At 52.2% G+C, this 13,940-nt stretch carries 14 protein-coding genes; 11 read left to right on the top strand and 3 right to left on the bottom strand.

The window, feature by feature from the left end:
- Positions 1-45 precede the first annotated feature (45 nt).
- Entirely contained in the window at positions 46-1,575 is a 1,530-nt protein-coding gene (locus IE076_RS20985; RefSeq protein WP_189438762.1) for a multicopper oxidase domain-containing protein, read from the top strand.
- Positions 1,576-1,666: 91 nt separating this feature from the next.
- Here the strand turns inward: IE076_RS20985 and IE076_RS20980 are convergent, their stop codons facing one another.
- The gene (locus IE076_RS20980) at positions 1,667-1,924 is read right to left on the bottom strand and encodes a YjhX family toxin (RefSeq protein WP_189438761.1); all 258 of its coding nucleotides are present in this window, start codon (positions 1,922-1,924) and stop codon (positions 1,667-1,669) included.
- 385 nt (positions 1,925-2,309) lie between these two features.
- Between IE076_RS20980 and IE076_RS20975 the strand changes: the two genes are divergently transcribed.
- The 8 genes from IE076_RS20975 (at position 2,310) to IE076_RS20940 (ending at position 11,476) form a co-directional block, all read left to right on the top strand.
- A complete protein-coding gene (locus tag IE076_RS20975) occupies positions 2,310-2,606 on the top strand; it encodes a phosphatidylglycerophosphatase (RefSeq protein WP_189438760.1) in 297 nt (98 codons plus the stop codon).
- Between the two features lie 234 nt (positions 2,607-2,840).
- On the top strand, positions 2,841-4,328 hold the full coding sequence (gatB, locus tag IE076_RS20970) for an Asp-tRNA(Asn)/Glu-tRNA(Gln) amidotransferase subunit GatB (protein ID WP_189438759.1): 1,488 nt from the start codon (positions 2,841-2,843) through the stop codon (positions 4,326-4,328).
- A 588-nt stretch (positions 4,329-4,916) separates the two neighbouring features.
- Entirely contained in the window at positions 4,917-6,527 is a 1,611-nt protein-coding gene (locus IE076_RS20965; protein ID WP_189438758.1) for an OpgD/OpgG family glucan biosynthesis protein, read from the top strand.
- Positions 6,524-6,739, top strand: coding sequence for a hypothetical protein (locus IE076_RS20960; RefSeq protein WP_209009367.1), 216 nt, complete (start codon positions 6,524-6,526; stop codon positions 6,737-6,739). The genes IE076_RS20965 and IE076_RS20960 overlap by 4 nt, the downstream gene beginning before the upstream one ends.
- Positions 6,740-6,742: 3 nt before the next feature.
- Positions 6,743-8,494: a glucans biosynthesis glucosyltransferase MdoH gene (gene mdoH, locus IE076_RS20955; protein WP_189438757.1), complete on the top strand. Its 1,752-nt coding sequence runs from the start codon at positions 6,743-6,745 to the stop codon at positions 8,492-8,494.
- Between the two features lie 124 nt (positions 8,495-8,618).
- A complete protein-coding gene (locus tag IE076_RS20950; protein ID WP_189438756.1) occupies positions 8,619-10,178 on the top strand; it encodes a glycosyltransferase family 39 protein in 1,560 nt (519 codons plus the stop codon).
- An 18-nt stretch (positions 10,179-10,196) separates the two neighbouring features.
- Positions 10,197-10,649, top strand: coding sequence for a GNAT family N-acetyltransferase (locus IE076_RS20945; RefSeq protein WP_189438755.1), 453 nt, complete (start codon positions 10,197-10,199; stop codon positions 10,647-10,649).
- Between the two features lie 116 nt (positions 10,650-10,765).
- Positions 10,766-11,476: a glutathione S-transferase family protein gene (locus tag IE076_RS20940; protein WP_189438754.1), complete on the top strand. Its 711-nt coding sequence runs from the start codon at positions 10,766-10,768 to the stop codon at positions 11,474-11,476.
- A 190-nt stretch (positions 11,477-11,666) separates the two neighbouring features.
- Here IE076_RS20940 and IE076_RS20935 read toward each other — a convergent pair whose 3' ends face one another.
- Both IE076_RS20935 and IE076_RS20930 read right to left on the bottom strand, forming a co-directional pair.
- Complete coding sequence (locus IE076_RS20935; protein WP_189438753.1) at positions 11,667-12,098, bottom strand: DUF2147 domain-containing protein; 432 nt, start codon at positions 12,096-12,098, stop codon at positions 11,667-11,669.
- 102 nt (positions 12,099-12,200) lie between these two features.
- Positions 12,201-12,611: a DUF2147 domain-containing protein gene (locus tag IE076_RS20930; RefSeq protein ID WP_189438752.1), complete on the bottom strand. Its 411-nt coding sequence runs from the start codon at positions 12,609-12,611 to the stop codon at positions 12,201-12,203.
- 356 nt (positions 12,612-12,967) lie between these two features.
- Between IE076_RS20930 and IE076_RS20925 the strand changes: the two genes are divergently transcribed.
- Both IE076_RS20925 and IE076_RS20920 read left to right on the top strand, forming a co-directional pair.
- Positions 12,968-13,237 (top strand): hypothetical protein, encoded by a 270-nt coding sequence (locus IE076_RS20925; protein ID WP_189438751.1) that lies wholly within the window; start codon positions 12,968-12,970, stop codon positions 13,235-13,237.
- A gap of 481 nt (positions 13,238-13,718) precedes the next feature.
- Positions 13,719-13,862 (top strand): hypothetical protein, encoded by a 144-nt coding sequence (locus IE076_RS20920; RefSeq protein WP_189438750.1) that lies wholly within the window; start codon positions 13,719-13,721, stop codon positions 13,860-13,862.
- Positions 13,863-13,940 lie beyond the last annotated feature (78 nt).

Here is a 13,940-nt window from a genome sequence, read left to right as displayed (position 1 = left end):
CGCTACCTAAACTGCGCTCTTAAAAGCTGAGAGAGCAGGTGCGCTATGAAGCTGAGCCGTCGAGATTTCGTGAGAACCAGCGCAAGCGGTGGGCTTGCCGTGGGTGCTGCTTCACTTATTGCGGGAAATGCCGGTGCGCAAGTCACGCAGCTTACGCGGCCCATTCTGCCTCCCGGTACTGTTCCTCCCCAAGCGGCCTGTGCGCAGTCTCTGCTTGGAGCCGAGACAATCGAGCCGGATTTTACGCTGACGGTTGCTGAAAAGCCCTATTCTCAATACGGCGTTGACCTGGAAGGCCTGTTTGCAGGTGGTTCGTGGCCGGGAACCCCTATCCGTTATACGGAAGGGGATATGTTTCGGGTGCTCATCAACAACCATATGACGGATCCCACATGCCTTCACTGGCACGGATTGCTGTTGCCGTCTTTGCAAGACGGGGTGCCCGGGATTGCGCAGCTTCCCATTGAGTCGGGAACCTCGCAATACTATGAGTTTCCGCTGGTTCAGCAGGGAAGTTACTACTACCACTCCCATCTTGGTGTGCAGGAGCAGTACGGACTTTTGGGCTCTCTTATTATTGATCCGCGGACCAATCCCTATTCCTATGATCATGATGAAGTGCTGATGTTTAGTGACATCCCGCCGGAGGAGGGGGATGCTGTCATGACCAAGCTGAAGAGCGGTCAGCGTCCGCCAGATGTGCAAGATGCCTATGCGCTGCCCAATGGGGAAGATTTTGAGATCGATGTTGTGTATGCAGGCTATATCTTGAATGGACACGCCAACGCCGCGCCATGGACATACACTGTCAAAAAGGGGGATCGCTTGCGCTTGCGCCTGATCAACTCCTCGGGCAGCACCTTCTTCAGAATATCCATAGATGACCTGCCGTTCTCCGTGATTGAGGTGGATGGCAACCGGGTGCAGCCTGTTGATGCGCAGAATGTGATTGTGCCCACATCGGCGCGCTATGACATCCTCGTGGATGTGCCTGACAGTGGCAGTTATACGATCCATGCGGTGGCTCTTGGTGACAACAAGCAGTGCCTTGGCGTCATTCATACAGATGATGTGGAGGCAAGTGTAAATGACAACCGGCCCTCGTTTGATGGTCCGACCATTGACTTCAGAAGCTTGAGATCGCTTGATCCGTCCAACTTCGGTCGCAGAGTGGACCGGATTCACGATGTTGTGCTTTCAGGGAACATGGCCTCCTACGAGTGGATGATGAATGATCACTCTTGGCCTGAGCCTTATGCGGGTGATGATGCACAAAAGACCTATCTGGATGTGATGTTGGGGGAGGTGGTTCAGATGCGGATGATCAACCTTACGTCTATGGCACATCCCATGCATCTTCACGGGCATACTTTCCGTGTGCTTGGCGGTCCGGATGATGATTTTGCGCCAGTGATGGATACGGTCTGGGTGCCGCAAAATGAGACGGTGACCATCGAGTTTCTGGCAAATAACCCGGGCATGTGGGCCTATCACTGCCACAACATCTGGCACCTGGTCGCGGGTATGTTGCAGCCTGTACGCTACGTGGTCGATGTGCGCGAGATGCTGCGGTAGGTTGGTGATCTTCCTCTTTTATGACCTGAGATGAGTAGTGTGGTCTGTTGGGTGAACGACCCCGCAGCTCGGTGCTGCGGGGTGGGGGTGCCTAGCGGTTGTCGAGCTGGCTGCGGACGCGGGTCAGGCCTAGTTTGGTGATGCGGTAGGGGCGGCCTCCTTTGGAGGAGATCAGGCGCCGGTACTTGAGTTTTCTGAAGATGTGTTCAGAAAGACCAGCGTAGTACCATCCATCCCGTGTGACGCAGTTCATTTCTTCCAGAATGCCATCGTCGTCGCGGCGCAATTCAATGCAGCCGCCTTGTGCCAGCACATGCAAGATGCGCTGTTCAGCTTTCGAAATATCCATTGATGTCTTTGAGTTTTCTAGAATGCACTTATCCCGTCTGCCCGCTCATGCGGTCAGTGGGGTTGGTTCTTATGTGCATGCCCTGTCTGTGTTCGACAGGGCTTTACCGGGACTCTTGTTGAGCTGGCATGAAAACTCCATTCGTTGGTGGAGGACTTATATGTAACTGCGCTGCCGGTCGCAAGCGGGTGGGGCTGTACGGGTGTGCGAAGGTGAGGGAGTGTTGCAGATTTGCCGGAGCAGTTGCCGGGCTCTTGATTGCCGAAGCGGAGATGGACTTTCCGGCGATGTGGTCTAAGTCTATTGGGCATCGGCTTCAATAATGTGCTAGGGGAACTACTTAGCGCGGTACATTTGCCGTCCTATTAATCTGAGTGAGACTTTAATGACTGATGATATCTCCGTAATTCTGCTTTGGCCGGGGCTTTTGAATCCGTTTGCCATCTTGATTGCCGCTTATATGGGCTACTACGCCAACCAGAGGGCGAAGATCTTTATTGCGGGGTTTGCGGCGGCTGCGCTGAGCTTGTTCATTGAAGGCGTAATCAGACTCATCGGAGTTCCGATGCCATGGAACCCTGAGGTTGGGCCGTTGGCGCTGTTTCCGTTCCGCTTTGCGACGGGGCTGATTGTCAGTGCGATTGCCATGAAAATCGGGGCCAGTCGTCGCCGCGCAAAGTAAGTGCTGCTGGTTGGTTTTGCGGCGTAGGCCGGGCTGCAAATGCTTCAAGGCGCCGTTCTAAAGGCTTCTCCCCGAAATTTAGGCGTTCTGCTCAAAAAACGGGCGAAGATTCACTTGCCATTGCGAGGTTGATGGCCTACCCAACACCCTTGAGAAATTAGGTGGTCTTCGTGGGCTCGCGTTTGCGTGGGCGGATTTTGGCGAGGACTTAAACGAACACAGGATATTGATCGCATGACGCTGCTTGTCGATACGCGTACGCCGGATCCGAAGAAATTCATCAAGGGCGCAACGGGCGACTGGGAAATCGTAATCGGCATGGAGGTTCACGCTCAGGTGACCTCTGAGGCCAAGCTTTTCTCGGGCGCTTCTACCAGCTTTGGCAGCGATCCGAATAATAATGTGAGCTTGGTTGATGCGGCAATGCCAGGCATGCTGCCAGTGATCAACGAAGAGTGTGTGCGTCAGGCGATCCGGACCGGCCTTGGCCTTGAAGCTGAGATTAATCTGAAGTCCGTTTTTGACCGCAAAAACTACTTCTACCCTGATCTGCCTCAGGGCTATCAGATCTCCCAGTTCAAGCAGCCGATCGTTGGTGAAGGCATCATCCATCTGGACATGAAGAGCGGTGAGCGGGTTGAAGTGGGTGTTGAACGCCTGCACCTTGAGCAGGATGCGGGTAAGTCCCTGCATGACCAGCACCCTACCATGTCTTTTGTGGACCTGAACCGTTCTGGCGTGGCGCTGATGGAAATCGTTTCCAAGCCAGATATCCGCTCTGCTGATGAGGCAAAAGCATATCTGACCAAGCTGCGCACCATTCTGCGTTACCTTGGCACCTGTGACGGCAACATGGATCAGGGCTCCATGCGCGCTGACGTGAACGTTTCTGTTCGCAAACCGGGCGGTGAGTTTGGTACACGTTGTGAGATCAAGAACGTGAACTCCATCCGTTTTGTTGGTCAGGCGATTGAGTACGAAGCACGTCGTCAGATTGGCATCTTGGAAGATGGTGGCGAGATCGATCAGGAAACCCGCCTGTTTGACAGCGTAAAGGGCGAGACCCGCTCTATGCGTTCTAAGGAAGAAGCGCATGATTACCGCTACTTCCCGGATCCAGATCTGCTGCCGCTTGAGTTTACTCAGGAGCTGGTTGATGAGCTGGCTGCAAACCTGCCGGAACTGCCGGATGAGAAAAAGGCCCGTTACATTAAAGATTTCGGCCTGACGCCATATGATGCAGACATTCTGGTTGCTGAGCGCGTTTCCTGTGACTTCTTTGAGGCAGTTGCAAAGGGCCGTGATGCCAAGCTGGCTGCGAACTGGGTGATCAATGACACCTTTGGCCGCTTGAACAAAGAAGGTCTGGACGTGACTACCAGCCCTATCTCTGCTGAGCAGTTGGGTAAGATCATCGACCTGATCAAAGCAGGCACCATCTCCGGCAAGATCGCAAAAGATCTCTTTGAGATTGTTTGGACTGAGGGTGGTGATCCAGCACAGATCGTTGAAGATCGTGGCATGAAGCAGGTGACCGACCTTGGTGCAATTGAAGGTATCGTGGATGAGATCCTCGCCGGCAATACCGACAAAGCAGAGCAGGCTAAAGAGAAGCCAGGTATGCTTGGCTGGTTCGTTGGTCAGGTTATGAAGGCTTCCAAGGGTAAAGCAAACCCGCAGGCCGTTTCTGACATGTTGAAAGCAAAGATCGGTCTAGAATAAACCGTCCTTACAGCTTCGAAGATTGCAAAGGCTCGCCAGTTTGGCGGGCCTTTTTTGATGATTGAAGTGGCTGAGATCTCGTAGTTGAGGCTTTTTTGCCTAGTGCGAGGCTCCTGAACAGCAGGTGGTCAGGGATTGTGCGCTCGAACGTGCACATATGCTGCTCAGTCTCACCTTGCTTAATGAGCATTGGCCCGGATGCTTAACCGGAGCAATGTTCGTTTTAAGTGCCCGCTGTTCATCCCGTTCAGCGTGTTGTGCAAGTTCTGATGGAAGATCTTGACGAGGAGAGATCTCTGTTTGGGGTGAGAGCGTGGTAGAAACGTGTCCCGCAATTAAGTCATCCCTAATATCTCAGTGATTATAACAGGTTAGAAATAATCAACAGGGTTAACTTTCGCTGTGAATCATCAGCTCTCTGCCTGTTCTCGACCATATCTCTGCCTCATTGAGCCACGATAAACTTCAGGTGATCAGGCGTTATGTAGACTTGTCTGGTCTAAGTTCTGGTCTCTGCTAGAACTTATAGTTGTGTAGTGCGTAGAAACACTGCGATTTGTTGTATATGAAATCTTTGGGGGCGTCTCGTTGCTTAATCAACGAAGTAATTTTCTTTCCAATATGGCTGTATTGGGCGTGATTTGCTCCGGCGTCGGGTTTGGGGCAGTCTCTTCTTCTTTTGCGGCTGATGTTGCAAGCGAAAGCTCTCAGTCTCAGGTTCCGTTTACCTTTGGTACACTTGTGGCAAAGATGAAGGCTCAGGCACAAGAAGCCTATACGGAACCAACTGTAGAATTACCGGGCGCGCTGGCGGAGTTAGAGTACGATGGATATCGGAAAATCGGCTATAATCGCGACCGCAGCAAGTGGAATGACACTGAGAACTTCAGAGTTCATGCGTTCCATCCGGGTTGGCTGTTTAAACATCCTCTGAAAATCTATGAGGTGAGCGAGGGCGCAGCTCAACCATTTGTGTTTGAAGCTGCTGACTTTGACTATCATGATACGGAGTTGAGCGCATCTCTGAGTGATGTTTCATTTCCCGGGGTGGCCGGGTTCCGTTTGCTGAACCCACTGAATGTGGAAGAGCAGATGGATGAACTGGTTGCCTTTTTAGGTGCCAGCTATTTCCGCGCTCTGGGGGCTGGCAATACCTATGGCCTGTCTGCCCGTGCATTGGCTATTGATACGGCCAGTAGCCGACCAGAAGAATTTCCCCACTTCACAGCGTTTTACCTTGGTAAGCCGGTGGATGGTGCAAACCTGGTGACGGTGTGGGCGGAGCTTGATAGCCCAAGTGTGACTGGGGCGTATCAATTTACGTTCAAACCGGGACAGCAGACAGAAGTTGATGTGACGGCGCATCTGTTCTTCCGAAGTGATGTGGAACGGCTTGGTATTGCGCCTTTGACCTCCATGTACCTTTACGGCGAGAATGACCGGACCGGGTTTGATGACTTCAGGCCTGAAGTGCATGACAGTGACGGGCTGAAGCTGCGCTTTGCCAACGGAAACACCTCGTGGCGGCCTCTTACCAACCCAAATAATCTGCAGCTTTCCTTTCTCGATGCAAAAAGCCCGGTTGGTTTTGGGTTGATGCAGCGCGACAGAGATTTTGAGCACTATCAGGATCTTGAAGCTCGTTATGACAAACGTCCAAGCCTATGGATCGAGCCTCTTGGTGATTGGGGTGAGGGTTCCGTGATGCTTGCGGAAATTCCAACGGACCAGGAAATCAACGATAACATCGTGGCGTTCTGGACACCGGATCAAGAGGTGAAGGCGGGTGATGAACTGTCATTCCACTACAAGATGTACTGGGGCGATGAAGTTGGTCACTCTGAGCAGGTGTTGATGCCTGTTACACAAACGCGCTCAGGCAAGGCGGGGCACTCAGCCTCAACCGAGAACTCGTTGACCCGTAAGTTCGTCGTGGACTTTGATGCCTCCCAGTTTACGGAGAGCGGACTGAATGGTGAGCAGCTTGTGCGTGCGAAACCTGCAATCGACAACGCTGCTTTGAACGGAACGGTCGATTTTGTGGACATCCATTACATTGAAGAGCTGGGTATCTATCGTGTGTTCATGGATGTTTCCCGCGAAGATCTGAGCGTGCCGGTTGAATTGCGCCTTCAACTGACTGATGGCGAAAAAGCAGTTTCTGAAGAATGGCTTTACCAGTGGGGGTGGAGTTCATGAAGCCTATGAAATCTGATGTGTCTTCTACAAATGATGAGCTGAGCAGCGGTCCGGTTGCACCGCTTGCCATGCCAGTGCAGGATCTTTCTGCAGATGATGAGAGCTGGTTTGCTCTGGCCTGGCGTCGTGTGTGGTTCGGGCGCGGTGCTTCCGCGCGGCCTGCTAAGCGGGCGCGACTGCAAAAAGCCATTTCTATCTTTTCGGGGCGGTAATTTATGGAAATGCCGTTTCGCGACGGGGTAGGGCACCGACGGGCTGCGGCTTTTGTCTTCTGTCTGGCGTTGTCCCTTAGCTTTACAGGGCTGTTTTATGCAGCCTTGAGTGCTGATGGCCTCAATATCTATGAATTTGTGCGGATTGTTCTGCTGTTTGTCAGCACCCTCTGGCTTTCATGGGGTGGGGCGACCGTTCTGCTGGGCTTGCTGTATGCCCGCTCGGTTTCTGCTCTTGATGCTGATCCGCAGTCTTTGCCTGCAGAAAGCACGGCGATCCTGATGCCGATCTATAATGAAGATGCGCCGGAAGTTGCGGCGCGTCTTGCGGCCATGATGGATGATTTGAGGGCTCAAAACGCGACACACTTGTTTCACTGGCATGTGCTTTCTGACAGCCGCAATGAAGAGATTGCGGAGCTGGAAGAGCAGGTGGTGCGCCAGCTGGTTGTGCGGTATCCAGAGCAGAAGATCTTTTACCGGCGCCGGACGGACAACCATGGCCGGAAGGCGGGCAACGTAGCGGAGTTTGTGCAACGCTGCGGCGGGGCTTACCGCTACATGATTGTACTGGACGCTGACAGTCTAATGCGCGCTGATACGCTGGTGCACATGGTTGGCCGCATGGAAGCGGAGCCGACCCTTGGTCTGCTGCAAACGGTTCCCATGTTGGTTGGTCTGAGGAGCTACTTTGGCCGCAACCTGATGTTTGCCTCAGGCATGTTTGGCCGTGCCTTTGCGTTTGGTCTGGCTGCCATGCAGGGCGAGTGCGGGCCATTTTGGGGTCATAACGCGATTATCCGCACCCGGGCCTTTGCCTCCAGTTGTGGTTTGCCGGAACTGGATGATACGGCGGCGTTTGGCGGGCATATTCTCAGCCACGACAGCGTGGAAGCAGTGCTTATGGCGCGTGCGGGCTGGCGGGTGGAGTGTGATCCGCGGATCACTGGGTCCTATGAGGCGGCGCCCGAGAATATATTGGGCTATGCGGCACGTGACCGACGCTGGTGCCAGGGAAACCTGCAGCATTCCCGCGTGGTGGCTGCGCGTTCCCTCAAGCCGTGGGGGCGCTTTTCCTTGCTGCTTGGCATCATGTCCTATCTGAGCTCGCCGGTCTGGGCTGTTTTTCTACTGGCAAGTTTGTTCGCGCCTTTGGATTTGCCGGTGCTGGAGGCCTATGCTTTCCAGAACCACCTCCCGGTTCTCGGCCATATACCGATCAGTGCTGCCTATGAAGGTGCGGCTTTGCTGTTTGGCGTGATTGCGCTGCTGGTTCTGCCGAAAGCACTCGTTGTTTTGAAAGAGGTCTTTCTGGGGACTGAGAATACATCCCGCAAGGGTGTGCTTGGTGGTCTCATTGAGCTGATCAGTTCTGCGGTGTTCGCGCCGATCCTGATGGCCTTCCAGTGCCGCTCTGTCTTTGAGGTTCTCATGGGCCGCGACAGCGGATGGACCAACGCCCACCGCGATGCCGCTCGCTTGCCGTTGCTGGAATGTCTCCGGTCTGTCTGGTGGGTGAGCGCTGTTGGTGCGCTGGCCATGGGCCTAAGCTGGATTGGCGAAGGCGCGCTGTGGCTCTGGGTGATGCCGGTTGCTCTACCGATGCTGCTGGCGCCTTTCATCATCTGGGCAAGCTCATGGAATGTGGGCAGTCGCACAGCCGAGCGCCTGGGGTTTGTTCTTTCCCGTGACCAACAGGGCGCGATGCAGCTGCTCGGGCATGTGGAAAAATACTCCGCAGAACTTAGGGTGTAATCTCCTTATCTGTGCTTTCGGGGCCACATCCTCCAGCCGAGCAGGCGGGATGTGGCCCTCTTTGTATCTGGCCGTTTCTTGCGGGTCTAAGCTTGCTGTCTAAGCCTCTGATGGAGATGTCTAGATGCTGGAAGCGACAGTTTTAACCCGATTTTGGTGGCGACCTGTGGGCGTCATTCTTCTGATCGCAGGATACCTGCTGCTGCATCTGCTTTTGCGTGGTTACTTCTCGCCTACGCTAAGTACTGATGAGATGTTTGAGAATGTGTTTGTGCAGGAGCTGAGGCTTGGATATCAAGTGCGCCAGCCGCCGCTTTACGAGTGGATGCTATATGGCACTCAGAAGATCTTCGGGCCAAATATCTGGAGCTTTGTAACTCTTAAGTACCTGCTGGTGCTGTGTTTCTCCTTGTTTCTCTACGGTGTTGCCCGGCAAGCTATTGCAGATGAGAAGCTGGCTGCGCTTTCGGTGTTTTCCTATGTGGCGCTTTACCAGATCGGCTTTAATCTGCATGAGGGTATGACCCACACTTCCGTTTTGATGGCAGCTTCAGGTGCAACGCTCTACTGCTTTTTATGGTTTTTGAAAGAGAAAACGATTGGCGCCACTGCTTGTTTCGGCTTGGCTTTGGGGCTTGGCATGCTTTCCAAGCACTCGTACATTCTGGTCCCGGCCTCAATCTTTCTTGCGGCGCTCACCGATGGCTATTGGCGTAAGCAGTTACGACTCTCGCTTCTGATTGTCGCTGGCGTGATCGCCGTTATAGTATATTCACCCTATCTTTATTGGATTATCATCTACGATCAGGTGTTTGTTGGCTCTGCGATAGACTTGATGCGCGAGGGGGAGCAGGCGAATAGTTTGGCGCGGGTATTTTCTGGTGAGCTGCGTTTATTGATCAGCCTTGTGGGTTTTTCTGTTCCGTTCCTGCCTCTGGTCATACTGATCTTCTTTCCCAGCTTGTTCCGTGGGGAGCGAAGGGAGATAACCGATCCACACACAATGGCCACCGGCCGACTTTTACAGCGGGCACTGCTTTTTGCTCTTGCCCTGGCGTTTGTTGGAGTTCTTTTGAGTGGTGCGCAATACATAAAAGAACGGCACATGCATCCAGTGCTGCTTTTGCTTCCAATTGTGGTGTTCTTCCAAATTTCGCTGCGCAGGTGTTCCAACAGATCGGTAAAGATTTACTCCGGTGTTCTGGTCCTGTTTGTTCTTGCCGTGATTGGTGTTCGCGTTGCGGGTTTTCTAGCTCCAGACCCACTGTTTTGTGGTGGGTATTGCCGCCAGATGAAACCTTTTTACAAGTTGGGGGAGCAGCTCAAGGTTCAGTTTCCTGAGATTGGGCAGGCCACGTTTGTTTCGCTGGATCAATATACGGGAGGAAACCTGCGTGTGAGTTTGCCCAATGCTCGCCACATCATTCGTGGTTTCCACCCCAACAGTGCGCAGCGGCAAAACTGCTTCATCGTTTGGGATATGGGAGATGACGGTGTGCAGCGCAGTATGCAGGATGCTCTTGTCAGCGGCGGTTTTGCAGTGAACCAAGCACCAACACCTGACGAAGTGCAGGCCTCACGTCAAATCAGTGCAAGCTGGCCTCATTTGTGGAAAGCCGATAACTTCCGAACAACAATATTTGGAGTTGAGAAGGTTGATGGCGACTCGGAAATTTGTCGCTAGCTGATGTTTGGAGTTTTTATGTTGAAGATACGTGTTGCCCGCTATGAGGATCTTGATGCTGTTGTGCGGATGATGAACGCAGGTGCTTCTTCCCAACGGGTGCATTTCGAAAAGGATACGATGGACACCTACGAGCCTGCATTTTCGGCTATCCAACAGTGCCCGAATACCAACATTTATGTGGGGGAGCAGGCGGAGGGAGACCCTGTTGCAACTTTTCAGCTAACCTATGTGAAGGGCCTTGCTTTTAACGGGAGGCCCCGCGCACAGATCGAAAGCATGCACACCCGTGCCGATATGCGTGGCAAAGGGCTTGGCAAAGAGATGCTCGCGCACGCGGTGAGGCTGGCTCGTGAAAGCGGGTGTTGTATGGTGCAACTGACGTCAAATAAAGAACGCAAAGCCGCGCATCGCTTTTATACCAGCAATGGGTTTGTGCCGACGCATGAAGGCTTCAAGCTGATTTTCTAGGTGTTAACTTGCATCTGAGCTGGCTATTTCCAGCCGTGGTGTTTTGGAATAGTCTGGAGAGCGACTGGCTAAATCCTCATCAGAAACCTCGCCGAACGGTTTTCGCAGGTGTCCTTATGGCTTTTTCGCAGACAAAACCCATCGAGCTGTACTACTGGCCAACACCGAATGGCTGGAAGGTTTCTATTATGATGGAGGAGCTTGGCGTTCCCTATGATGTGAAACTGGTGAACATTAGACGTGGTGAGCAGTTTGAGCCAGACTTCCTCAAAATCTCGCCGAACAATAAGATGCCAGCGATCATTGATCCTGAAGGACCAAGCGGTGATCCAATCTCCATTTTTGAATCCGGTGCGATAATGCAGTATTTGGGCCGTAAGTTCGAGCGTTTCTATCCAGTAGAAGAGCGGGCGCGGGTGGAAACAGAAGAATGGTTGATGTGGCAAATAGGCGGATTTGGTCCCATGCTCGGCCAGAACCATCACTTTCGCCATTATGCTACTGAGAAAATCGAGTATGCCATGACCCGCTATTTCAATGAGACGCATCGGCTTTACCGGGTGCTAAATAAGCGACTTGCTGATCGCAATTATGTGGCTGCGGGAGAATACACCATTGCGGACATATCCATATTTACTTGGTCGCAGCGATGGGAACGCCAAGGGATTGATCTGGATGAATTTCCGGATGTAAAGGCATGGCGTGAGCGACTACTGGCGCGCGCTGCTGTGGTGCAAGGCTTGGAGGTTGGTAAGGAAGTGGGATCTGCCTCCCCGAGCATATCAGGGGATAAAGAGGCGCAATCCATCCTGTTCAATCAGCGTTGAGATTTGAAAACGGATTTATATTGTGTGCTGGTAGCCTGTTTGAGACTTTTCGTGACTGATCCAAGACAAGCGTCTTGCACACTGGTTCCCTGCTGTAGCCTATGTTTCTCAGTCTGAGCTTTATGAGTGCCACAGGGACTTTTTTTGTCCTGTGTTGGAAAAAGCCAATATGTTTGCAGATGCTTCAACGTTACAGGCGTTGCCAATTAATGTCATCACACACGTTCACGACGACCCTCTTGCATCCCTTTATGTTCAACACACCGCCGGGCAGGAGCTTCATATCGACGTTGGCTTCAACCCCGCGGCGTGGATCATAGCCGTCCGCTCGCCATGTGTTTTCTCCTGCTGGAGTTATGTTCCAAAGAACATTCAGGCCTAGAATCTTGCGGGATCTTTTAGTTGCGTCAGTATTGTTCTCATCCAGAACGTCTTCCTGTCGCTGTCCGTTAGGAGGGGTGAAGGCCTGCACTTTTGCGCAAAGGGTCGCTCCACATTGCTCAATATTAATCGTTTCACCTAGGGGAGTTCGCCAAAGACCGCGCAGATCCTGACTGTAGGCAGAGGTTGCCGGAAGGATTGTAAGAAGAAGAAAGCCAATGATGAAACCGGGATAGGTCATTTTATTATCTGCTTGCCTTATCACCTGCTCGCTCTTAGGAGCAGGTGATTAGCTAGCATAGCAGACGGGTTTTGGCTTGTTGTCTCTTGATTTAAGGTAAATTTACTTAGAACGAGTCCAGGTATCACCTTTACAGAAGATCAAGACGCAGCCTTCTAGTTTCAGCTTGTTTGCAGAAACCAGTTCCATCTTTCCTGAGTAGGTTTTGCCGTCCTCGGCATTATATACTTTACCCTTCCAGCTGTTATTGCCGCTGCTTTTCATGCCAAGAATGGTTTTTGTGCCGATCAGCGAACGGTCGCGAAGCTTAGGGTCGGGGTTTTCTGTGTCCTTGCGTGGCTCTTTTAGCCAAACAATGTTGCCGCATAGATTGCCGCCGCACTTGGAAATTTTAATTTTGGCAGATCCGTTTGCTCTCATCCATGTGCCAGTGGCGTCTGCTGCAAGGGCTGAAGTTGTCAGGCCGACTGAGAGCAGTGCAGCCAAAGATGTCTTCAAAAAGGGTGCTTTCATGGTTCCTCCCAAAACACTGAAGCTTGGTAATAATGGCTTTACCTTATCGTAATGTCAGGAATGTGCAAGGCAATCAATCAGTGAACTAGACAGGTTTGTTTCAGTTTCGATTCGTGCAACCCATCAATTCATTCAGTGGGATATTCCTTGGTTTACAGCGTGTCAGAACTACGTAAATCTTCATTTTGAAGCGACTTTTTTCGTTTCAATCATGGTTTTTAACGGCCTTTTTAGAGTGTCAAAATCTAATAGTCCGCGACGTCAGTTAGATTTCGGGGAGGCCGTCGCTTCCTCTTATCTCATGAAAAATTACGAGCAATACAAACGAGTTCACTGTGTTTTAGGAGAGAGATTTAATGACTGTGTTGCAGTTTGATGGCGTAATTCATCGGCATGTCAAGCAAAATGCGTGCGAAGTGAAATCTTTAGTACAGCGCGGTCTGGATGCGGCGTCGGGTAAATCCGGGGCCTGTGATCTGATCGAAGCGCATAAGTGGTTTAATCTTGCTGCGATGCGCGGCAGTACTCAGGCAGTGCGTTATCGCCGGGAGATATCCCAAGAGATGTCGCATATGGAGATTGCCGAGGCACAACGTGCAGCACGAGACTGGCTGTCAGTCCACTAAGTTCGCCCATACAGCGTGGATTTGACCTATATCGCTTGTCGCGCTCCCGATGCGACAAGCTTGCTGCACTCAAGTGTTGTCGCGATCGTCTCAAAGCACGAGTTGGGCAATCATTACTGTCGACTTGAGATAGTTTGAGAAGCTAGACACCTATATCGCACATATTATTCTCCAATATCCCCCTTCCTTTAGCTCCATGCCTGCGTCTGTAAGCAGCTTTCGCATCTGGACTTACGTTCTCAGTATTCGATTATCAAAGATCGCGGTTTTGAACCGATGTTTTGGTGTTTGGTCGTTGTTTCATAGTGAAGCGTGTTTTGATCGTGGTCTATTCCCGTAATGTTCTCCTTGAATTTTTGCTGGTGGTGAGTTGGCTTTGGTTTTTTGTCGGAGAATTGGGTTTGGTCTGATTTGAGGGCTTGAGATCGATTTTGCTTGGGCGTTTGCTTCTGGTCCGGTGGTCCGGTGGTCCGGTGGTCCGGTGGTCCGGTGGTCCGGTGGTCCGGCTGGTGTCTATTGGGCTTGGATGAATGGGCGCAACGGCGCATGCGGGGAGGTTCACGGTAGAGACCTTGTTCATGGATTTGGCGGTGAGGGTGTGACTGTGGCGTTGCCGGGGCGCTAGGTGGCGTTGTGCTGTGTCGTGCGGTGTTGATGCGGGGATAGATTTGCGTTGGGTGATGATAAGTTTTGATAGTCGGCT

The organism is Pseudovibrio japonicus (genome assembly GCF_014651595.1).
In the GTDB taxonomy this organism is placed as follows: Bacteria; Pseudomonadota; Alphaproteobacteria; order Rhizobiales; family Stappiaceae; genus Pseudovibrio; species Pseudovibrio japonicus.
Note: the sequence above shows the minus strand (reverse complement) of the source record. Positions and strands in the feature narration are given on the sequence as shown.